6 protein-coding genes are annotated in these 25,047 nt (G+C 54.8%); all 6 read right to left on the reverse strand.

Features of this window, described 5'->3' with window-relative positions:
- Positions 1-2: 2 nt before the first annotated feature.
- Complete coding sequence (locus LOS79_RS14545) at positions 3-266, reverse strand: hypothetical protein (RefSeq protein ID WP_315420967.1); 264 nt, start codon at positions 264-266, stop codon at positions 3-5.
- A gap of 116 nt (positions 267-382) precedes the next feature.
- Positions 383-10,012, reverse strand: coding sequence for an S-layer homology domain-containing protein (locus tag LOS79_RS14550; protein ID WP_315420970.1), 9,630 nt, complete (start codon positions 10,010-10,012; stop codon positions 383-385).
- A gap of 3 nt (positions 10,013-10,015) precedes the next feature.
- Positions 10,016-17,650, reverse strand: coding sequence for an S-layer homology domain-containing protein (locus LOS79_RS14555; protein ID WP_315420973.1), 7,635 nt, complete (start codon positions 17,648-17,650; stop codon positions 10,016-10,018).
- Positions 17,651-17,685: 35 nt separating this feature from the next.
- Positions 17,686-22,974, reverse strand: a complete 5,289-nt coding sequence (locus LOS79_RS14560) for a hypothetical protein (protein ID WP_315420976.1) — start codon at positions 22,972-22,974, stop codon at positions 17,686-17,688.
- A gap of 76 nt (positions 22,975-23,050) precedes the next feature.
- Entirely contained in the window at positions 23,051-23,731 is a 681-nt protein-coding gene (locus LOS79_RS14565) for a S1 family peptidase (RefSeq protein WP_315420979.1), read from the reverse strand.
- 205 nt (positions 23,732-23,936) lie between these two features.
- The gene (locus LOS79_RS14570) at positions 23,937-25,040 is read right to left on the reverse strand and encodes a response regulator (protein ID WP_315422237.1); all 1,104 of its coding nucleotides are present in this window, start codon (positions 25,038-25,040) and stop codon (positions 23,937-23,939) included.
- Positions 25,041-25,047: the final 7 nt, after the last annotated feature.

The raw sequence follows: 25,047 nt of genomic DNA on the forward strand, positions 1-25,047 counted from the left end.
TCTTATAAATATCCGCGCCTTTTCATTTCTTGCCCATACCCCGCTTCAAACAGCAGCTTAAGAGTAGATGTGATACATCTGGCCATCTTCATTTCCAGTGCTTCCAGGTGCTTCTGAGATACTGGATTGTTAGCAGAAGGGATGTATTTCTTAATTTCACTGATCTGTTCTTGCCGCAAATACATACGTTCAAGACGTTTGAATTCAAGTTCATAGTGCAGACGAATAGCCTCATCTTGAAAACGCTGAGCAATTTTAACCATCACCTCATAGGCCCCCAATTCCTGCTATTATACCAACTGACTCCACAAGCCTGCTTCGGAAGCGTAGTCAGCTGGACAGATAGGCTTCAAAACCGGTCCATGCATATGATTCGGATTCTCTAGATCAGCCCTGAGAGTCTCAGGAGCTTCTCGATAATAGTAACTGCCTCAGCTCTGGTTGTCAGTTCCGCAGGAGCCAGCGTCGTAGCGCTTCTTCCGGTTATAAGTCCGGCACGGATGCCTGCGGCGAAGCCGTTTTTGGCATACCCGGCAATCCTTCCGGCATCGGCAAAACGCTCCAGCATCTGTTCTTCACCAGCAGCTGTAACCCCGGTTTGCAACCCTGTGAGCTGCATGGATCTGAAGAGAATTACCATCATCTCCTGGCGGGTAATGGCCTCCTGAGCACCAAAGCTGCCATCCGGATAACCGGATATCAAGGCATACCGGAAGGCGGTCTCGACAGATGACGCATACCAGGCTCCGGCGCTCACATCACTGAAAAGCTTGCCGCCTTCTGCTGCAGCTCCGCCAATACCCAGCGCCTTGACGATCATAGCGGAGAATTCAGCCCGGGTAATGCTCCGGTCCGGTTCAAAGCTTGCTTCGCCTACACCGTTCACAATCCACCGGCGGGTCAGGTCTGCGATAGCTGCCTCTGCCCAGTGCGACTGGGCATCGCGGTATGAGGTTTCTGTCCGTACTGCGGCCACACCAACCATGCCGCTTAGGGACAGGCTATGGATTACTGCTGTCAATTCTCCGGCGTTCCCGGTGATCCGGGTTGGCAGCGGGCTGACCGTTCCGTCAGCGGCAATGCTCACCCCGGTTGCACTCGTGCTGCCCGCCGTCCCAGGTAAAGTAATCGTCCGCTCCACATAAGCGTTCAAACGATCCATCTCCTGCTGCTGATTCCCATACGTATAGACGGCGCGGAATACCATCGGCTTCACCAGGAAGGAATAAGGACCGGCCTTACTTGCTTGCTCTGCAAGCTTCGTTCCCTGTTCATCCATGGAGGCAATTTCAAGATTCAAGACCGCCTGCTCTGGTACTGAGCCCTCCAGCAGTACTGTAGGAACGCGGTATCCGGCGGTTCCGTTATCCAGCAGGATCACTGCTTGATGCTCCGCCATCAGCTTAAGCAGCTTCCCGCTCAACTCCACTTTGTTCACATCAGTATTCTTCTTGAAGACGAACTTAATTTCAGCTGAATCTGCTGTTTCCTGCAGCAGTTGTGCAAGCAAAGCTTCATCAGCAACAATAGTGGTAGTTGCTCTGCCGTTCTCCACACTGTCCTTGGCCTGAGCGACAGTCTTGGCTACTCCGTTCACCAGAATATCGAACGGGCTCTCATCACGCTGAACGGGGCTGTCTCCACTTCCCGGGCTACCGCTACCACCGCCGCTGTCACCGCCATTGCCACCGTTTCCGGGATCCGGTAATTTCTTGAACTCGGCAATGAGCAGCCCGCTGTCATTCTTGCCCATGGCCACCGTTATTGCCTTGACCGTGGTGGACACGCTAATGGCGATAGGCTTTGAGTACACCGGCGAAGTCCCGGAAGGCGCCGTGCCATCAACGGTATAATGAATCTGGCCTTCAGCTTCAGTGCTGGCCAGCACTACCTCTGTCTTATCCTTAAACTCCAGTGCCGTAGGGCTTACCGGCGCAGCCGCTGTCGCATCATAAGTCAGCGGTGTTCTGTTAATTACGATCAGGCGGCTCTGGCCGTCCTTAGACGCAGTCAGATAAATCGGACCCGATTCGCCCAGGGCCGTCCAGCGGATTGTGGCATCAGGCGTAGCAGTGTAGCTTCCGCTCACCTTAAACGCCGTATCCCCCTCCTTCAGTACAACTGCTACGGTGGACAGCTCACTGTCCAGCGAGCCGGAGAAATGCGTCAGCTGCGGATAGAATCCCTGAACTGCCTTCCATACGGAAGCGTCCAGTCCGGCAGGCAGTGTACCGCCTGTCAGCCCTAAGGTGCTTGTCCCTTCCGCTTGCCCCTGCACTCCTGTTACTTTGCTTCCCTCAGGTGAGTTATAGGCTGCCGGAACCTGAAGCATCTGGGCATCAAAGATGTTGTGGATCAGAGCCGCTGCTGCTCCGGCCTGTCCGGCGATGCCTCCAGCAAGTGTTCTGCCCTTCACCAGCTTACCGTTGATATGGGCCGTACTCTGCCCGCCATTGACTGAGCCGGTGATCGTTCCCGCCGCTATATACCCGGCAATCCCGCCCGCCCGGGCCATGTCTTTACCGGCGGCTTCCACCGTTCCGGTATTATAGCTCTCGGCAATGAGTCCCGAGTTCACTCCGGTAATGCCTCCCGAGCTTGCATCTGTTGCCGCCGCTGCAACATCGGAATAGGAGAAGCTTCCTTTAATAGCACCTTCTGTACCGTTCTGTCCGGCAACCCCGCCCGCGATGCTGGTTCCTTCAGGACCGGAAGCAGTGATCACAGCTCTGGTATAGGATGACTCAACACTTCCTTCGTTGAGCCCTGTGATGCCTCCCGCCAGGGCAGGTGAAGTGATGTCCGTCAGACCTTTTACAGCTGCCCCTTTGATCTGTCCTTGATTGCTGCCTGAAGCTCCGCCGGCATTCGCTGCGCCCGCAACCTTCAGGTTCTCTACAATAACGCCGGCCAGCAGGCCTTGATTAACACCGGCTACACCTCCGGCCGACTTAGCCGATATACTTCCGCCGCTTACGGCCACATTCTTAATGCTTGCCTCCGGATGGTTTACGCCTGCGGCTGCACCTGAATTAATCGCTCCGGAGATACTGGTATCCTGCAGCTTCAAATTGATGATCGTGCCGTAATTGTCCGCGATTAGGCCAGAGTGTTCCCAGCTTCCGGCATGATAGTTGAGTCCGGAGATGACATGCTCTTGCCCGTCCAGCACACCCTTATAGCTTGCCACAGGCAGCCATGGTTTAGCTGCCAGCGAAATATCTGCTGTCAGGGTGACGCTCCCGATTTCAGGTTGTGACTGTGTGCCCGGATCAAGCAGCGCATATACAGACTCCCCTTCATCATTCAGAAGCGCAAGCCCCGCGAGTTCCTCAGCCGTGCCTGCCGTAAATGCAGTCTGATGCTTGCCGGCAAGGGTAAGCACATGCAGATCCGGCGCGAACCGCCAGTCCGACATATTCTGAAGCACCGGAGCGTAAGGCTGCACTCCATAGGCCAAGCCCCACACCGGCTTATTGCCTGAGAAACCCCAGCCCTCCAGCCCGGCAGATCCGGCAAGCGGCAACTGCTTCAGCTGACTGCTCCGCCCGCCGCTGCTTGCATCGTGTCCGATCGGCGACAGCTTGCCTTCATAATAAGAATTCTCTATTAGTCCGCTGCGGTAATTATAGCCGATGAAGGCCCCCATGTAAGAGTTGGAGCCGCCGGCAACGGCTGCAACCTCGGACACCCGCTCGTACACCCGTGCCAGGCTGCCGTCATTGTATCCGGCAAAGCCGCCGGCATAAGCTCTGGTTGCTCCGTTGCGTCCGGCAACCTTAACCTGCTCCTGGGCAGCATAAGCATCTTCAATCTCGCTCCCGTGATTAATCACTCCAGCGAAGCCGCCGCCTCTGGCATCAAAGGCCGTGCCCGATACATTCCCCGAAGCGTAAGCCTGCTCAATCCGGTACTGATTGACCGTGCCGGCGAAGCCGCCGGTGTAGATTCCGGCCGCCCCGCTCACCGTTACACGCCCTGAGGCGCTTGCCAGTATGATTGTACCGCTTCCTTCCTCTCCCAGAAGACCGGCAAAACCTCCGGCGTAGACAGTGAGATACGGATTAGCACTGTCCAGCTGAAGATCAAGAGCTGCTGATGAAGCGTAAATATCCGTACCGTCCGCCAGCCCGATGAATCCGCCGATATGGGCATCCGCTTCCGTTCTTCCGGTTGCCGTGCTCTCTCCAATAACGATCGGCCTGTGATCCGGCGCTTCTGCACGGGCATAGGCAATGCTACCGCCGGACGACTGTCCCGCCAGGCCGCCTACATTATAATTTGTGCTGTTTTCTGCCTGGATCTGACCTCCGGTGTCTATTCCGACCAGCCGGCTGTCCTTGGCATAGCCGGCTGCACCGCCAGCCGTTATAGTCTTCGCTCCGCTCAGCTCAAGAGAAACTGCTGCGGAGGAATTATACAGGGAGACTGAATCCAGCTTCCCGGCAATGCCGCCTGCATACACCTCTGCCTGCTGACCTGCCGCATTAACGGCGATTATACCTGAAGCAAGCTTCGCTTCATATATACCGTGATACAGCGGCACCATGAGTCCGAAATCCAGAGATGTATCCCTCTGCGAGGATTCCATGGTTCCGGCAACACCGCCGGCCGCAAGCACGCCAGACGACGCGCTGACCTGAATTTGCGGTGAAGACTCAAGCTTGTACAGAATGGAATTCTTCGCCTGGCCGGTGATCCCCCCAGCTATAGCCCCGTTGCCTGTTGCCAGAAGGGTTCCGCTGAATACCGCCTCCTTCAGCGCGGCATCGGCCAGCTTGCCGGCAATACCGCCGACTATTCCGCCTTCACCCGCAGTGGTGATGGTCACATCGCGGACCTCTACCGCCTCTATATCAAACCTATTGTTGCCAAATCCGGCTTTGGCACCGACGATACCGCCGGCTGCTGCACTTGCTGCGATGACTGTACCCTGAGCCCGGTCACCTCGCACTTTGGCGTTACGGATCACATGGCCTGTTGCCGAACGGCCAAACACCCCGCCGGCAACGGAGCCCTCAGCAAGGGCCTGTACGCTGCCGCCGGCCAGGTCAACGCTGAGGCCATCGGCTGTACCCGATTCGGCCACACCCGCCAAACCGCCAGCCGTGCTGTTCTCGCCAGCTGCGACGATTCCCCCGCCATCCTGCACGAGCAGGGATAGTGCGGTCAGCTTACCATTCATGCGTCCGGCCAGACCGCCTGCAGCCGCATTGTCGCCTGCAGCTTCAATGATGCCGGCCGTCAATTTCAGGCTGCTGTCGTCAAGGCCGGACAGGTTATCACCGATCAGACCGCCGACATACGCCCCGTTCTCCGCGCTGGACACCTTGCTGCCTCCGCTGATTGTCATCGACAAACCGGAGACCTGACCTTCGCTCGCTCCAATCAAGCCCCCGGCTGCCGTCCCGCCGCTAATCTCAGAACCGCCCAGCAAGCTTCCCTGGACCTGTTCGACCTTGCCGTGATTGAATCCCGCCAAAGCTCCGGCATAACCGCTGCCGGTGAGCGACAGGGGGGCGACAGAGACTTGCCGGACAACGGCTTCGCTGCCGATAACACCGAACAGTCCCGCATACTCTCCTGCAGTTACCTGGAAATTACTGATTAAGTTATGATTGCCGTTAAACGTTCCTTCAAACGGATGGTTGGCATTCGCCCCGATAGGCGTCCACCGCGAGGCTCTAATGCTGATCGGCTCCGTCACATTAACCGTCCGGCCGATGAAATTGAATGCTTCAACTGCCGATGCTTTACCGTTTACGATCGCTGCAAGACCCGCCAGCTCATCCTCCGTCCTGATGGTAAAACGCAGGGCATCAGGATTCTGTGTATACCAGTTCAAATTCATGCCGGCCGAATCATTGCCTTCATCATCTGCGTCAGCGCTCAGGTTCAGCTCCGGATACTTGTAATTTGCACCGGCTAAGCTATACCGCCACGGTGAACTGCCGAACGTCCAGCCGGACAGGGCCGGAAATGCTTTGCGGTCAGCGAGCGCCGAGGAAAGAATCGGACTCAGACGGGCATAATTATTCAGCTCATTGAAGACTCCGCCGCCAAAATCGAGCACTCCGCTGTTGATCGACAAGCTCTCATCCTTAACATAATAGGCATCATCAATGAGCTTCTTGCTCGTGCTGGCGTAGTAGCCCGCGAAGCCCCCGGGATACGCGCCTTTATCTCCGGTGATCCGGCCGGCGGAGTAACTGCTGGCTACCGTTCCCCCCGTAATCCGTCCGATGAGACCTCCGCTGTAGGAGCCTTTTCCGCTGGCTGATACATCCTTGCCTGCATAAGAATCAGCGATGGAACCCGAATGCTCGCCGATTAGTCCACCTACATATACATAAGCCCCGTTGCCTGTTACTTTTGACATGGTGAAGCTCTTCTCCACACTTCCGTTGTTTCTGCCGATCAGACCACCCAGAAGGGCGTAGCTGCCCGCCGTGCCGGCCAGATCACTTTTCAGATCCGTTTCGAGATAGGAGGAGACGACACGGCCCGTATTCTCCCCGATCAGGCCCCCGATGACGTTAGATACGCCGCCGGAGGATAGAACCGCATTGGATGACATGTAATAGATTGTTCCGGTATTTCTGCCAATCAGACCGCCGATCAGGCCTTTACCGCCGTCTGACAGAACGGGCAGCTGACCGCCTAAGCTGTTCTTGGCTACAAAGCTCCGGTTCTCGCCGATCAGACCGCCCGTTACCGAGGAAGCTCCATGCACCGTGATGCTTCCGCTCAGCTTGCTATTCTGAATCGAGCTGAGCGAAGAAGCTACTGCTACTGCGGGATCTTCATCGCTTCTGGAATCGTTCAAGCCGACCAGTCCGCCGGTCGTTGAACCGGTGGCTGAAGCGGACAGAACCACCGACAGTCCATTCATCAGGTTATCCTTCAGCATCCGGGAAGCTCCCGGATCACTATAACCGGCAATTCCGCGGTTATAGCCGGCGACTCCGCCTGCGGTGGTTCCGGTTCCTTTGAAAGCAAGCTTGAGCGTAGAGCCGGACATCTGCCCAATCGAGCTTTCGCTGTTGTATCCAACAATACCGCCTGCATAAAGTCCGGTTGCCGTTTCTGTTCCAGTCAGAAGAAGATTCTCTGCGGCCGGAGCCGCCGCGCCGCTGCCGGTGAGAACGGAATTCTCTGCCCGTCCGGCCAAGCCTCCTGCCTGAACTCCGCTGCCGGACACATTCAGCACGGCATAGTCCGGAAGAACCCCTCTGACAACGGATCGCTCGATCTCCCCGCCGGTAACCTGGCCGGCCAGGCCGCCGATCCGGCTGCCTTCGCCGGGTGCATTCAGCGCCGGATTCTCCACAACCATCTGGCGGAGCGCCGAGGCATTCGCTTCGCCCACAATTCCGCCTATGCGTGAACCGCTGGCAGCATTCGCCGTGGTAACGCTCAGACCGGATACATTGCTGTCTGTTCCATTGCCGCTTACAACAGCCCCGGCACTGGTTGCTCCCGCAATGCCGCCTATAGCGCTGTCTGTACCTTCTGCGGACAGCCGCAATTGGCCGTCGCCCGGAGCAACCGCAGGATTAGCAACGGCGCCCGATGTGAATCCGGCCACGCCGCCGATCCGGCTGGCATTACCGCTGGCCTGGATCGTCAGGTCCAGCACAGTTAATCCGGACAGCCGGCCGCTGCTGCTGCCTGCAATTCCTCCCAGGTCCGAATGCTCGCCCTGAGCTTCAATTGAAATCCCGGATACCGCCTGCAGGGCGTCCGAATCAAGCTCCATGCCGCCCTCGCCAATTACACCGCCGATTGCACTGCTTGCAGCGGCTGAAGCAAGCGTTATATTCCGGATCTCGATAGGTTCTCCATGCACGCTTGCCGTAGCCTCAGCAGAAATCTTGCCCGCCAGGCCTCCCAGCCGGGAACGGACGGCCCCGGGGCCAGCCGACAGGCTGATTCTGTTGACGGCTGCTGTACCTACCACTAAGCCGCCCCGGCCATCGCCCACAATACCGCCCGCCGCTGAATCAGCAACGGCCGTAGAGATGAGCAGACTGTCAGTCCCTCTAGAATTAGCGTCGCCCGCATCCGCATCCGTAATCCGTCCGAGTGCCGTGCCGGCGATTCCGCCCGCCGACCCTCCGGTTCCCGAGATGCTGATTTCTGTATACTTAACAGCTGCAGATTGAATGCTGCCGTCCGCATACCCGGCCACACCGCCGGCATTGCCGCTTGAACGGATGAGAGCCGGGGCCATCACTGTCCCGCCCACTGCCGCACCGGCGATTACACCGCCGCCCGTCATATACCCGGCCACGCCGCCGCTATATACGCCTGCTCCTCCGGCTACATTGATTCCGCCGGTGAATGTGGTATTTTCAATCACGCCGCTTAACCCGTAGTATCCAATGATGCCGCCGGTGTACACCTGACTGTCGGCGCCGGGGGCGTTCGCAGCTACATTAATGCTTCCGCCATAGGCTTCACCAGCGATTCCGGAGTCACCATCCGATGCCTTTCCGACAAAACCGCCGGTGTACACTCTGCCCGCTGCGGTAACCTCAATGTCTCCTTCACTGTAGACATTGCCGGCCGCCTTATGATAGTTACGGTTCGCTATGATCCCTCCGGTGAGCACATCGGAGGCCGTGCCTGCTACGGTAATGCGGCCGGTATTGCCATACGCTTCAGCCGTATTGCTCTGGAGCAGAAGGCGCTGGCCGGCGAAGCCGATCAACCCTCCGGTATACACTCCATTGCCGGAGGCTTCGACCTGAATTGCCGCCTTATTCCGCGCACCTGCCTGGAACGCTGCAATGCCATCCACCTTACCGGCTATTGCTCCGGTGTACACCTCAGACGAGCCGCCGGCTGTTACAGGCGTACTGTTGAGCACGCTGGACCCCCAGGTGAAATTGCCGGCCACACTGCCGGCAATGCTGCCGGTGTATGCCCGCTGGCCTGCCTTGTTGGTTATGGCAGAAGCGGTCTGCACAAAGGGAATAGAGACATTCAGGCCCCCGGAATTCTCATACGCACCGATCAAACCGCCGGCTGCTGTACCTGCAGTTGCCGCCCCGGAATTCACAAGAATCTCTCCGGAATTCGCCGTCTGCGCGGAGAAGGTGACGACAGCCTCCGCACCCGCCCGGCCTATAATTCCCCCGGCAGAGCCGCTTCCGATATCTTGCAGCCTAATCTGTCCGCTGTTGCGCATGAAGGTGTCTTCCTCTGCCATGAACAGCGGCGCTGACGCAAGGCCGATCAGTCCGCCTGCATCGGCTTTGTAGACACTGCCTGTAACACTGACAGGAGCGGTATTCTCGCTCTTCTTCAGCGACAGATTGCCGTTGGTTGCAGCGGCAATACCTCCGGCCATCCCCCAGTAAGCGCCGCTGAGCACAATACTGCCGTGATTGACCACGCCCGACAGCATCCCTGAGCCGCTGCCGACAATTCCGCCGGCATATACATTGCCGTTGACTGTTCCCGCGACCTGCACCGCAACATCGCTGGTCACATCCAGGATTGTACTGTCTTCATCCATGTAGCCGGCGACACCGCCCACCGCTGCATCGCCGGAGGCTGTCGTCTGAATGCTGCCTGACAGTGTAAACCGGCCGACTGTGGCTCCGCTCATGCGGCCGATCAGTCCGCCATACACACTGTCTGTAACTCTTAGCCCGGTCAGATCCGGGCTTTGCCCGGCCTGACCGATAAGAATTCCTCTGAATGGATGCTCGCCGGTACCGATCGGCATCCATTCGTAGTCCGCAAGCGACAGCGTACTAGAGCCGGCAATCTGCAGTGTTTTGCCGCTGAAATCAGTAGTTCCGTCATTGACCAGCTTGGCGACACCTGCCAGCTTGGCCGCCGAATCGATGATAAACGTAGAATAGTTGGTTTCATACCAGCTGACATCTGCATGCTCACTCCAGCTCCCGCCGCTGGCTTCCGCCGGTTGTCCGGCAGGCAGCAGGGGAACCAGCAGCAGCGCGCAGCTTATCAGCTTGATCCATTTTTGTGAGAATAACATAGGTCATCTTCCCGCTCTCTGAATAGTATTCAGCCTGATCGCAATAGCCGCAGCCTGGGCACGTGTAAGTGCGCCGTCTGGAAGAAGGAAACCATTCTGTCCGGAGATCAGATTCTGCTTGATGCTTAGGGCAACTGTAGCTCTTGCCCATTCCGGAATAGCCTCCCCGTCCTTGAACTTCGCCAGAACCGCATCCGCCTCTGCCTTCGTAATCTGCCCGCTTTGTCCAAGCAGCTGCACTGCCCGGCCGGCAATTACCATAGCCGACAGGCGGGAGATCTCCTCATTCGGGTGGAAGGTTCCATCTGCCAGTCCTGTAACCAGGCCGTTCTTGACAGCAATGGATATAGTACGGCTATACCAGCTACCCGCCTTCACATCGGTGAATGGAGCCTGCTCCTGCTGATTCATCAGCCCAAGTACCCGAAGCAGTACAGCCGGATATTCTGCACGGGTAATTCTGCTGTCCGGCTCGAACCGGTCCTCAGCGCGTCCCTGCATGAATAACTTACCCGCCGCATCCTGGATCGTCAGCTTCGCCCAGTGGGTATCACTCACATCTGTAAACGCCGGATGTTTGCTGATGAAGCCAATGCTTCCGTTCCCGGTCAAAGTCAGATCGACATATACCTTGTTGCTGATGACATCCAGAGACCAAGGCACGGTAGTCCAGCTGCCGGTACTGTCACGAAGCACTACTGCCGTAATATCTCTGGCCGCTATCGTCTCGGGCAAAGCTACCTTAGCAGCAACCGAACGGTTCTTGTAGATTCCTGCCTCCTGAATGTCAAAGGTGACACCCTCACCGCCGCCCAGCAGAGTGGAATTCAGCGTCTTGGCGATTTGCGCCAGTTCCGTTTTCCGGCTGCTGCTGTTTTTGTCAATGAGAATCTTCAGATCCCCGCCGGTTGTTGCCGCCGCAGCGGATGGGAAGCTTAGCTCTGCAAAAGGCAGGACGATGGAGATCCCTTGCCCGCGCTCTGCTGCCTGCGCCAGCAGTTTGCGGTCCATAGCGAATTCGTATCCGCTGACCACTGTATCCTTGCCTTCAATCCGCAGCGTCTTGACGGAAGCGTCCGTATCGCCTGAGATTCTGGCCAACAGACGGTTATCCTGTTTCTCCGCCTGAATCGCAGAGCCTCCTACATAAACACCGGAATCACTGCCGCTCTCCGCGCCGCCGGCCGAACTTCCTCCGCCTGCGCCGCCACCGTTGCCGCCGCCTGAATTGCTGCCGCTACCGGACCACAGCACCGCCGGGATCAGAGCAGATACAGCCAGGGCCTGCTTAGCGCCGTCCGGAAGCTTAGCCAGTGCAATGCGGTCGCCGCTGACTGCCGGAATCACACCATTCTCGGGAAGAACTCCCCAGCCGCTTACATCATCTTTGTAGCGCGGAGCAGCCAAAGTACCGCTATCTGCAGGATATACCTTATAGACCAGCTTGGCGTCCTCGGTATCTCCCGCCTCCAGCACATTGACCTTTGTGGATGCTGCATTCCCTGTAATTGCCGAGGTGTACGCCTTAATTTCGGTCACTACATTTATTACAGTCATCCCTTGAAGCGATGTGCTGTCCGTCAGCTTGTAATCTGCGGATACAATCGCTGAGCCTTCGGCCAGTCCCTTCACTCTGCCGTCTTCAGATACTTCGGCGGCTTCTCCCGTATACAAGGAGTAAGTCAGCTTCGCCAGATCACTGCCGGCAACGGGCACTTCCTTATACTGCACCTTACCGCCGGCATCCTTGCCGTCAGGCACCCGCAGGAAAGCCTCCAGCTGCCGCTCATCCTTAACGCCAAGGTTTGCAACCTTCCGCAATACCAGGCCAACCGGCACCTGATAGCCGCCATTGGTCAGAACGACCGAGGCGCTGTTGCTGTTGCCGGCGCGGTCCACAGCCTCAAAGGCCAGATCCAGCGTTGGCTGGCTGCCGGTGACGGTAACTTCACCGTCAAACCGCCCGTCCAAGCCGACGGTTACCGGCTGCCCGTTAACCTTCAAGGCAGCATCATTGCTTGTCTGTCCGGTTACCCGGATCTTCCCGCCTGCTGTCCGTGTTCCCGGAAGCGTATCAATGTAAAGAACCGGATCAATGGTGTCTACAGTCAAATACAGCATTGTAATCGTGAAATCGCCGGTCGTCTTGTTTCTCGTCCGGAGTTCCACCGCATAAGTGCCATCTGTAGTGAAGGTTGAGAAGTCCAGCGTTCCGGCACTGCCGCCTGCAAGCTCTGCTGTGCCGAGTGACTTACCGTCATAAATCGCTTCTACCTCCACATTCTGCTGGCTTGAGCTTACTTTAATGGTCTGCTTCTTGGAGCTGCTTAGCAACTCTGCATAAGCGGCAGTTGCCGTCCCGATGACGGTTGAACCGCTGCCTTGAACAGACAGGACCAGCTTGGAAGGAATTGGCAGCAGCGTATTTGCCGTATCTGCCCGCTCCGCATAATGCAGATTTTCATTCTTGTCTGCCACCTTGTCCGGCTTTACTGCCGCAGATACGCCAACGACATACTTCTCTCCGACTTTCAACCCCTTGTACTTAAGCGATTCATCGTCAATCGTGTTGCCCTCCAGGCTGGTTTGGTCCACCTGGCTAGTCTTCGAGGTCAGTGTCCAGCCGCCAAGCCGGATGCCCTCGTATTTGCCGCTCTGTTCATTCCAGTATGGCTGTAGCTCCTCCTCTGTGAACAGAAGAGAACTGAAACTCTCGTACTCCGCAAGCTGTCCATTCTGCTGCTGAAGCACTTCTATGCTGTAGCTGTGCTCATAATCTTTCTGCCCCGGCTTCTTCGCCGCAGGCTTGAAGGACAATGCGAAATATCCGTTACCCGCAGGCTTAACTGCCACTTCAGTAGCCTCTGCAGGAGCGAGCGGATCTATCAGCTTGAACTTGTCTGCACTTGTCTTCGTGCCGAAGGTAGTGGACGAATGCAGCTCCGCCCGCAGATAATAATCTCCCTGGGCCATCAGCCCTCTGATATCTTCTGTGGCTCCAAGCAATGAAACCTGAGTAGCGTCGATCCGTATACTGCCTGAAGTCACGCCCCCTGAGGTGCCACCCCCTTGATCCACCTTCAGATCCTTCGCTATCAGCACACCAGCGTCTCCAGGCGCTGTAATGGATCCGTCCGCAGCTACAGGAGGCAGCACTGCATCCTTCGTCAGATACAGGTTGATCGTATCATCCGGCTTCGCACCGGATACCTTCCAGGAAGCTGTGAAGGCGTTCGTGTCTCCGCTGCTCTGGTCCAGCCTGACGTCATCAAGCTTCGACACCTCAGGAATATTGAACAACCGCGTATCTACGTTCTGATCCGCATACAGCTTCCAGGTTCCGCTGCCGGCCCGGCTGGCAGGAATAGCAATATAGGCTTTGCGGACCGTTTCGTTCTGCCCGGCAATTTCCTGTGTGAACGCATTTGCGTTCGGATCATTGATTTTGAGCTCATCGTACACGATCTTGTAATCGCGGCTGTTATTATCTTTCAGTACCAGCTCCGGCACAGATTTGCCGTAATACTGTACTTCCAGAATCGCGTTGCCGCTCACAGCCGACATCGGAATTTCATGCAGCTTCCCATTGTCAGCTACCTTGATTCCGCCGATGCCCACATCCAGGGTCCCATTGTCGAGAAGACTTACGCCATCGGCGACACTGTGATACTCAATTTCATGCTGCATATTCTCTTTCGTTACCCATGACGTAGCCACAGCTTCTGCCCCTTGGCCGAAGACCATCAGCTTAGGCCCGGTTTCCGGGTCCTGAACCTGCAGATAGAGCAATCCGTCCGGAAGCTTCTCGCCGGAGGTGCCGAATTCAATATCGCCATCGAAATAGTAGGTTACGCCCAGACTGATGAACAGGATCGCGACGCTTCCCCACATTTTGTCATTGTTGACCCCCAGGGATACCCCGGCCAGTGGCATTCCGCCAACCAAAGGCACACTGGATGGAACCTGCAGCTTTGCACCTACGAAGCCTTCAAAATCAATTCGGTTCTTGATCAGATTCTCCCCCACAAACAGTGAGGCTTTACCGATAATGACATCCCAGCCAAGCACGTCTACTGTTGCGGAGGCACTGACGAACCAGGGTGTCATCCATTGTGCGGCAATCTTGGCTTCCGTCAGCATGGCCAGTCTTTCTGAATCCGGTGAAGCTTGGTAGTCCATTTTGCCGACCAGCTTGATTCCCGACTTCTTGAGCGTCATATCGATACTGCCGTAGAAGGTGGCCGGCTTCACACCAAAGGTAATGTCGGCACCGGCCTCAAGCGTCAGTGGCACATCGCCTTCTCCGGCAATCGTATCCGCCAGCTCACGGATCGCCCCGCGAATGCCGGTCAGATAGGTAGCACCTGTAATCAGCACACCGGGATCGCCCAACTCTGCCTCGAAACCTATAACGTCTGGAAGAATGCGTTTGTCCGCCACCTGCTTGAAGGCAAGCTCAACGCTGACCCCCACGCTGCTGACATTCGCATTGAATTTCAAACCGTACGTATTAGGCACGCCTCCGGTGTCCTGTACATAATGGACAATCGTAATTTCCCCGGATGGTTTATCGCCTTCTTCCTCATCGCCCTCTTCCGACTTTGCGATTAGCCCGATATCCTCGTTCAGATCAAATTTCAGGGTTGTATCAATGCCTACAAAACCTTTTTCGTTAAAAAGAACATTTTTGATCTCCGAATCGAGCAGCTTCAAATTAATATCTCCGCTAAATGAAATGCCTTCAGGACGCAAAATGTAGTCATTAAACTTCATATCAAAGCCGTTGACCGAGAAGCTTGGGGCTGCGAACAGGCTCTGGCGGTTAAAATACACATCCGGAATCATCAGCTGGCGCAGCGGGTTTAGCCGCTCCCCGATTGCACCGGAGGCCCAGGTCAACGCTCCGTTAAGCGAATCATCCTCTGCCCCTCCGTTCTGATCCTCCTGCTTCTGCTGCTCTTCCTCATCTCCCGCGCCTTCATCCCCTCCGTCATCTTCATCTCCTTCCGGCTGGGTCAGCGACTTGCTGAACCCGTTGAAGAAATCAAGCGTCCATTCCCCTTCGAAGAAGACGAACCCGCTGCCCGCGACACTAAGTGTCCCGTCGCCTTTAATGCCGAGTGTATCGAACAAGGGGGTGCTGTCTGTATCAATAGCCTGTTTAATGCTCAGCACATCAAGCTTGCCGCTGGCAAACACCATATCCTTGCCTTCATAAGCCACTGCATTGTTGATAATGGCAGGCTCGCTCTTCGTATCCACCACATACTCGGCGTCATCACCGCTGCCGATCTGGTTAATCATCCCGCGAATTTCCAGCAGCACCTCATCGCCAGGCGCTTCCGTCTCCTCAGCACTGCCCGTACCGCTGTCTTCTTCCGCTAGGCTCTCTTTAAATTCTTCCAGATCCTCCTCGCTTTCGAAGGCTTCCAAATGATAAGCAGGAATCTCTTCCGCCTGTCCCAGATACTCCCCGCCGAATTCAGGATCCGTCACTTTAGCACTTAGAACCATGGCATTCATGGCTGTGGCAAAAGCTGTCTTCAACTCGGCATATTCGACCTGTCCAGGGAGGGTATAGCCGGGGAACGCCTCAGCATAAGCTTCCTCCAGATCACTCTTGTTGCTGCTGTCGTATGGAGCGCTTAAATCAAATGTCCGCTTGACGACAGCCAGAATGCCTGCCTTCTTAATCCGCGCCTCTTCGTTGTCACTGACCACGAACCGCTGTGAAGTGGTCAGATCATACAGGCCGGCGGTATCCGCAGTATCCTTATAGTCGATCTCGGTCTCATATTCGCCCAGAGGCAGATCCGGTCCCAGGTCCTTCTGTTCCTTGCCGTCATCATCCTTCAGAATGTTGCCGTCTTTATCAACCAAGTCCCCGGTCCGGTAGGTAATCCGCATATCGCCCACCTGTCCGTCATTTGCCGGCTGGAGAATAACGGAATCCTTCACCGGAACCTTATACCGGTTGCCGGTGGCAACCTCTTTGAAGTATAGGTCAAAGTTGGGAGCTGTTGTCCCGTTTCCGGTATTGTAGGCCTCTATATTGGATAAGTTCAGGGTAATATACTTGACATCTGAGGTGTATGCCTCCTCCGGCGACATCGCATATACATAGGTTGGTGTAGCCGTGCCGACAGGCGGCAGCAGCACGAAATTAGCCTTGCTCGACTTATATTGCGCCTTGACCGTTTCATCCTCGATGCTCTCGACCTTGGCTTCCGTCTCCGGGCTGCTGACGCTCAGAAGATATTCCGGCGTAGTCGGCCAGGCCCGGCCTGTCGCTATAACCTTGAAGGAGGCTGTCACCGTCTCACCGGGCTTGAACTTCGGCTGGATTCCCTGCTCCGCTTCCGCCGGCGTTGCTTCCTTACGGAAGATGGCGTTCTGGGAATTGCCGTTCCGGGTCATGATCTTCCCGTTTGCATCCCGCTTGATCCTGCCATTCGTATCCACATCCACGAATTTGAGTGCATTATCGAGCTGCAGACTGACATTAATGCTGGACTGCTCCGTATTGAACGCTTCCAGATTCTCCACTTCGGCGGTGATATCAAAGACGCCTTCATCTTCGTATCCGCTGTTGTCCTCCAGCGTCGCAAGCTGGTTCACCGGATCGATGTAGCGGATAGAGAAGACTTTGTCCGGCTGTACAATTTCCCCTAAGCCGTACACCGTTTCATAGCTGTGCGTAGCACCTGCGGGGATGGCGTCAGGATTCCAGTACAAGGCAACCGCTGAATCCGCTGACCCGTAATCATTCGTATTTGTAGTGAAATCCAGATTGGGATTAACTTCATAATCCCACTTGGTATTAGCCATTTTGCTCCAGTGGCCCACTATCATTTCATCCACAATATTAATGTCGTTCTCCGAGAAATTGTTGAAGCCATAGGCTACTGCATTAGTGGCCAAATGGTCGGTGCTGTCATATTTGTCCTTCATGACCCAATAAGCCGGCAGCGTATAGAGCGATTTCTCATCCTCGCCAATACCGGAGGGAAGCTTGTCCTCGTCCACAAGTTTCCGCTCTACCTGCAACGGAGTCTTATAGACCTTGCCCACTTGAAAAGCCGGACCATCGTTGCTGCCAACCATGGTGTCCAGCAGTATACGCGAACCCACCTCTACTGAGGATTTCGTGTTATTTACAACCAGATAGCTTACATTTACATTACCGGCGTTCATTGCATCGGCAGTATTCATATACAGCTTGATGATTTGCTTGATCTGGATGCCCTTAATCGTCCATACCGTTTCAATCTGCTTGGTTCCATCCGTGTTCTGCACAATCTGCGGAGCACTGATCTCGGATAAGAAATTTGCAGCAAATTTATATGGATTGCCGAAGATATAATCCGTTCCGTCAATCCGGAAGGTCGTGAAGGAGGTCTCCGGGTCATCTCCCTTGAACATCATATTAATATTCTGATCCTTCTTGCGGACCGGCTGGCCATCAATAGTGCGGATGGCGAAACGTCCTGTAGCATTATTGACCGTAATCTTGACGAGACCATTGCTCAGAACCGTCGTATCCGCCTTTCCGGCCTCACCCGCTAACGCCGAGACAGGTGAACCGAAAGCGAGGAGCATTACCAGTAGAACTGCAATCGCCTGCTTTATTCCTCTCATCAATCTTGACTCCTTCATTCTTGGAATTTAAAGGTTTAGGATTCCATGCCCCCGATAAAGAAGGTAACGATCTCCCGCTCTCTCTCCTGCGTTCTGATAATCAGGGTATACCAGCCTGTCTTCGGGAAGACGACCTGATATTGATTTGCCGTCAGCGCTTTAAACGGAATCTCCTCTGCGATATATTTCATCTGCCCTTCCCGGTATAATCCGGCGTGATACAGAAGCGTGTATGTCGCCTGTGTATTGATAAGCTCATTCCCGCCCACGTTCATCTTGTCATAACCGAGTACGCTGAAGGTGATCCGGTTGGTGTCGAACAATACGGACTCTGTCAGGCTTCCCGAAAGGACTTGTCCGTTCCCTGTAATCAGCAGCCCGCCATTATTCATAACGATAACCTGCTGTGAGGCGCTTGCCTGATTGCCCACCTGATCCGTTACGGTATAGGTCACGGTCTGCTTGCCTAACTTGGTCAAATCCAGCTTGCTGACTGTGACCTTCAGATCCCCTTCGCCAGTTACGTTATCCGAGACGGTGTAGCCGCCAAGATCCCGCAGCGGGTCGAAATCCTTCTGGCCTTTGACCACAGCAGTAACCGCACGCTTCAGTGTGATCTCCGGGGCCGTGTTGTCCAGCCCGTCCACCTGGATGGAGGAAACAACGGAGCGGCCCAGAAGATCGCTGAGTACGGCTCTGGTACTGCCGTTGGTGCGGTAGATGGCTGAATAGGTATAGCTGCCGTCTGCACTGCTGATCTTGTTGGCATAGCCGTTACCCTGAAGCACCGGTACTGCCCCCAGGAACAACTGGTTAGGCCCAGTAATCCGGCCGCTCAATGTCACTTTTACCGCACCTTTGGCATAGGTCTTGCCGTCAATGACAACCAGCTTGCCTGGAGCCAGCGGCACCCCGTTATCATCGACATATTCCCTGGTGATCACAGGCTGTTCCAGAGCAGGAGCAATATGGGTGATATTGTCCTCCAGCGCTGCGGTGTTCCCCTGCGGATCCTGCACGACGAGCCGGAATGAACCGTTCTGGAGCAGTACTGCCGGATTCTTGCCCTGTACTACCTGGAAGCTTTCACTATCCGGGGAGCTTGACTGTGCCGACAGCACAACGCCTGCAGCCAGTACGACATTCCCCTGAGGATCCAGCAGGGTCTTGAAGAACTTGGAGCTGTTCAGCCCATAGGCATAGGTCTTGATTAATGAAACCTCAGGCGGGGTTCTGTCAATATTGGCCACACTCGCTGTAACCGAGCCTGTGTTCCCGGCTTCGTCCTCAATCTCGAATGTAAATGAGCCGTTATCTTTGAAAATGTAACTATCTCTTCCTCCGTTGTTCACAATGCGCACCGGCTCGGAAGCGATAAGCTTCGCAGTGACATTCCCTCTGGTTGGGCCGGTGATGTTGTATTCCACAACGCCTTCCGGCGGGGTCGTGTCAATGTTGCTCACTACTGCCAGCAGTTCCGAAGTATGCTCCGGATCTGTCAGGTCAATCAGATCAAAGGTATAGAGGCCATTCTGCAGAATTCTGAATTGATTTCCTTTTACCCGCTCCGGAGGTGCCGGATTATCTGCCGCAGGTGTAATTTTCACGCCTGTAGGTACGGTAATGCTAAGCGAAACACCGCCGCTCTTGGTTGGCTTGAACGTACTGTAGGAAGCCAGAGCATGCAGCGGATCAGCTGCGGCATCGTAATGGCTTACATCAATGGAGGCAGGACTGCTCTCCACTCCCGAAGGGGAACGGAATTTCGCCTGCAGCTGCAGCTCCCCGGGAGCATTCTGCATCACATCCACCTGTACAAAGTTCATGTACGGTCTCCACAAACTCCATGTAGCGCCGTTGTCGCTGGAGACGGAATATTCATATCCGTCCTTGGATTCACTCTTCAGCTCCAACTGCAAAGTAGCCTTGCCACCACCGCCCGAAGCACTCTGAAAGGCAATCAGATCGGATTGCAGCACTTCTACAGGTGAAGTATCCGCCCGGAACAAGCGGAAGGCTGCAGTGTGAGTGACCTCTTCGTTGCCAAGCCCGTCACGGGCAAGCACATACAGGACAAAGCCCGCCGCTGTGCCCGGATTCAGCTGACCGCTGTCAATAGCGGCTTTGCCGTCCTCCGGCAGCGGAATCCAGCCGGTGGAGGAGGCATCCGGAGGGGCAGCATTCTCTGATATCCACTGGTACTGGACTACCATGCCGGCCGGGGTATATGGATCAACTGCCGTTACAAGCACCTTATAGCCGGAACGGGGGTAGCTTACACCGTTCAGACTGAACGTCACTGCCGGAGCAGCATTGTCGAACCGGTACAGGGAGCTGTATTCATAATAGCGGCCAGTACCTTCTTCCTTGACTTTTACATGCAGGTACTGTTCACCATTCAGGCCGTATACTGCGGAAACAACGCTGCTGTAGACGGATTCTGTAACACTTTCGTCTTTGTCCTTAACCTCCAGTGCTGCTGGCTGATAGAGGGCATCCGCCGGACGCACGGCTGAAGGAGTGAAAGCATACATCAGTTCCTCAACATTCGTTCCGCTGACGGTAACTTCAATATCGCGGCTCTGGATGTAGGCCTCCGGAGCTTCCGGGGCAAAAGCAATGCTGACCTGACTGGTAGAGTCGACCACTGCCGGCTCACTCATCTGATATTGTGCCGTGTTACCCGCTCGGTCCGAGGTTCTCAGGTACAGAATATACTCCCCGTCTTCTACTACATTGTTCAGAGTCGTTACAACGCGGTCAGCGGGCACAACCTGCCAGTCCAGCTCACCAGGTGCTCCACCGGTCTTGACCCACTGAAATTGCAGCGAATCCGGATCAATTCCGCTGTGCTCATCCTCTGCTTGCACCACAGCTTTAACCTCCGCCGTATGGTTGATGCCGGAGACGGAAGCGCTGAGCACCGGCGCCATGTTGTCCAGCTGCAATGCAGTCTTGCCGTAAATCCAGTTGGAATCCTCCTGCTTGAAGTCGTCCGCTGTCCACAGTGACAGATCACTATAGTCGCCTACGGCTTCCAAGGCTTTACCCTCCGCATAAATTTCGGCATCCGCTTCGGAAGCATTCGTATGCCCCGCCATGTACTCATCAATCCACCCGTTATAAATGCTGGCGTAGCTGGTTTTGTAGGTTTTCATTTTCGAGTATTGCATCAGCTCCCGGGCAGTATCCCAGGTCATATCCGCAGTCCAGGTATGCAGATACCAGATGCCGCTGCCTTCGGCCGTTCTAGCTTGTGCAGGAGGCGACAACAGATTGGTGCTGTTATTCGCGACCATCAGATTGACCTCTCCCAATTCGCCGGGATACAAGCCTTCCCGGGGCTGCTGTCCGGTCAGGGAATAACGCTTGACCGTTGCGAACGCGTCAGCTTCCTTCCCGTCCAGCGGATCAACCGGACTCTGGCTCCAGTAGTAGTAGACCAGGCCAACCCCCGGAGACTCCACAGAGCTGCCGGTCATGTTCAGCGGCCGGTAGATTCCGCGGCTGGGTCGGGTTTGTCCAGCCTCGTCCGGATCGAGCGCCGGAGCAACTACTCCCGGATCAGTGGCATCAACGGTGATTCTGCCGGTCTTCGCCCATACCCGGTCCGTTGCTCCCATAACATCGTAGACATAGTTGAACGACGGGTCAGTGTTGTCGATGGATAGCTTCGCCCAGTCAATCTTTGTATTCGGCACCTGCTTCGAAGGGTCTGTAGGTGCAGGATTCGCTGATTTACTGGTATTTACCGGGTCCAGGAGCAGATTTCCGGCATAATCCTGAATCACACCCTTGTCCGTGTATGCAGGAGTGTCGCCTGCCCTGGAGGAATGGGTCAGAGCTATAACCTTAAGCAGCGCCACATCCAGATCATCCTCTGTTACGGCCGCGCGGAAGGTCCAGAGCGATGAATTCTCACCTGTAACATAATAGGCCCGCATACCATTGTTAAAGTACAGGAACAGCCCGTCAGCGGAGAGCCCCTTCCTTGCAATAACCTCCTCTGTCAGCTGTACTTTGAAATCCACAGTATCCCCTTTGTTCAGGGTACTTCCCGTAACAATGTCAGGCTGAATGCCGTTGGCGGTGAAGCTGTATTTGGGCGGCACCGCATCTACAATCAGCCGGAAGCCATCTTTCGTATTCCCCGGATCGGCCATCGCATCGAACGGGTTAACCGCCTTGCCGCGAAGGAAGGCATCTCCTGCAGAAGATGAGGCCTTCTGGCCGAAATTGCTTACAATCAGCGGATTGCCCGCCGCATCGTGGAAATCGGCATCAATGAGCTTCTGCTTCAGCGATTTGTCATTCAGATTAATTCCAGACGGAAGCGCCGTCAGTTCCCCGCCGTTCATAATGGGCAGATTCCCAGTATGCTGGTAGTTAACTGCCTCATAGCCATAGCTTAACTTGTCCATATATTTAGCCCAGTTCGTTGATTCCGGCAGGGTCAGTCCCTGATTCTCCCCTGCTGCCGGCAAGCCCGTTCCTGCAGGATTCATGAACAGGTTATGCCGTTTCAGGTCGGAAGCCTCTCCAGAATACGCCTTAAGCGGCTCACTGAACGGGTAGGTCAGATTCATCTTGTCCCCCCATTTCAACAGCAGCTCGTTCTCTTCAATTTTGGCATTATCACGCTGTGTACCGTTGCTGTCGAAGATGTAATCGTTGACGGTAGGAGCGGTAATGTCGCGGAAAAACAAGTGGACACCTACCATAGTCGCAGTTCCGTCCACCACAATGTTGATTTTAAGGACATCATTGACGTCAAGCTTCTGCCAGCCGGAATCAAAATTATCGTTACGGCTCGGATTGTCATTGCCGTGCTGCTCCAAATATTTGGAAAACCCCGATACACTGGTCGATATTTTGGCACTCACAAAGTCGTCATCCGATTCATACAGATTGCGCACGAAGAAGCGGAACTCTCCCTGCCCGCTCAGTGCCAGCTGCTTCAGATTCTCGATTTGGGAAACGGTAATTGTCCCTTCGAAGTCATCATCGACTTTATCCGTACCATAGAGATCGTCTGGATCATCCATCTCAAAGGATACACCTGGAAGAGGGGTCTGCTTCGATCTCTGAAACCACATAAAGGCATCGTATTCACCGGCATCTGAGCCCCCATCAAACTCATTATCATTCGGTACGTGGGGATTGGAGGCTATTGTACTCTGATTATAAATTGTGGTTCCGTAAATGTTGACATCCTCGTAGCTTCCCGCTGCTTCTGCCCGCTCCGTACCGGACCATGGCATTCCTGCCGTCAGCATAGCTGCAGCCAGGATGACGGACAAATTTTTCTTCGCCCATTGTTTCATGCATACACCTCTTGTACGAATTTTGGTTGCTGCTCATTTCTATGTAGAATATCACCGAAGCTGTCCGTCTGCGGCATCACCTTTCGCTCCCCGCCCGGTTGACAACCCGCTTCAGTACTTCTGCATCCACAGCCAGATGAATGCCGCTCATCGTGCGAAGAGAACCTGAGAGCAGGCCCGCCGCAGAACCATCCTGATCAATCAGCGGACCGCCGGACATACCGTTGACCAGCGTTGCTGAGATCAGAACACGCTCTCTGCCGTTAATAGGAACGTCTGGCGCATTCACAATTCCTTCAGTTATGATCTTCGTCCCTTTCAGCGGATATCCGATGGCGAATACCTGCGCTCCCTGCTTAACCGGTCCTGTGCGCAAAGACAAATATGGATAAGGCTTGTCCTTACCGGCAGCGGGCAGCTCCAGCACCGCCGTGTCCGCCGCTTCATCCAGCACCAGAATCCGGCAAGTGGCCTCGGAGCCGTCATTAAGAACACAGCCAAGCCGCGCTGCTCCTTCCACTACATGATAGGCAGTTACAGCCGTACCGTCTGGCCGAATCAGGAAGCCGCTGCCCGTATCCTTCAAAGTACCGTCCTCACGATATGCCCGCACATAGAACACCGCATCCTCCGCATAGGAATATACGCTCTGCGCATCGTACTGCACCGGCGTTTGTGCCCGGGAGACCGGTGTACAGTCCTGAAACAGCAATAGGGCAACAGCCGCCAATATGACAACTCCGAACTTAACCCGCAATGGGGCACCTCCTTTCCAGACATGAGCTTAGTCACACTTCTTACGTCTCATTATAAATAACGAATTCTCTCAAATTTCTCTCAAAAACGCGTCTATTCTGTCGAAATTCGTCGGCTGTAGGAACAAAACAAAGAACCGTCAGCCAGGGCCTGGTTGACAGTTCTTCGTTTGTCCGGTATTCATCACAGGCCTTGGCCCATGCTTGTCATTCACTATGATATGCATCTGCAAGTTCTTTCATTTCCCGGGGCGGGGCGATCCCAAACTCCCTGCAGTAACGGTTCTCAAAATCGGCATAATATCTGTGCATTCTCTCCCGTTTACCGCTCGATGCGAATACTTTCATTAACAGAAGATTTATATTTTCGTCAAAAGGATATAGGTTCAGATACGCACTTAAATGCTGTTCCGCACGTTCCCAATCCTTGCGGGCCAGACATAGCCTTACTACATTTTGTACCATAGACATAAACCGCTTGCTGTATTCTTCTTCAAGACGGTGCTTCCACAGATAATCTTTCCTGTCAAACAGATGGCCTTGATACATTGCGCACAGCCGCTCAAGTCTTGATAGATCCTCCTCGGCATGCGGCAGGGCAGGAGTATAATCTTGAAATTCCAGCAGATCGTAAGAAGCCGTGACAATCTCCAGCTGGTAGCCTTGTCCGGTTTTCACCACATCCAATCCAAGTCCATCTTCCTTCAAAAGCTTCTTCAGCCGGTAAACTGTATTATGCAGGTTATGTACAGCCCGCTCCTCATCCATCTCCGGCCATAGAACATCGATTAATTGCCACTTATCGGCCTCCTGATTGGGGTAACACAGCAGATAGGCAAAAAACTCCTCCGTCTTACGGGTAGGCCAGCGAACCAGCAGCCCCTGAGAATTGCGAACCTCGAAACTGCCAAAACAGCGGATGGAGACCTTGTTCTTAGGGGGGGGAGCAGCGGGAAGATCCGTGATCTTGAGAAGACGGTCCGTAATCCGCTGAATACTGGCTGGAGTAACGGGCTTGAGAATATAGTCAAAAGCAAATACATTGAATGCTTCCAGCGCATATTCCTTATGTGCCGTGGTGAATACAATACGCGTCTGCTCACAGCTTTCATTGATTCTGTGGGCCAGCTCCAGGCCGGATAATCTGGGCATTTCAACATCCAGAAACGCAATATCCGGCTGAAGGGCCGGACAAGCCTCCAGAGCCTCGAACGGACTGCTGTAAGCACCTACGATTTGACAATAGGGATTCCTTCCGAGTACAACCCTCATTAACTCAAGTATTGGTTTTTCATCCTCAACAATAACCACTCTGAAC

It is taken from the genome of Paenibacillus sp. MMS20-IR301, from assembly GCF_032302195.1.
GTDB lineage: Bacteria > Bacillota > Bacilli > Paenibacillales > Paenibacillaceae > Paenibacillus_AQ.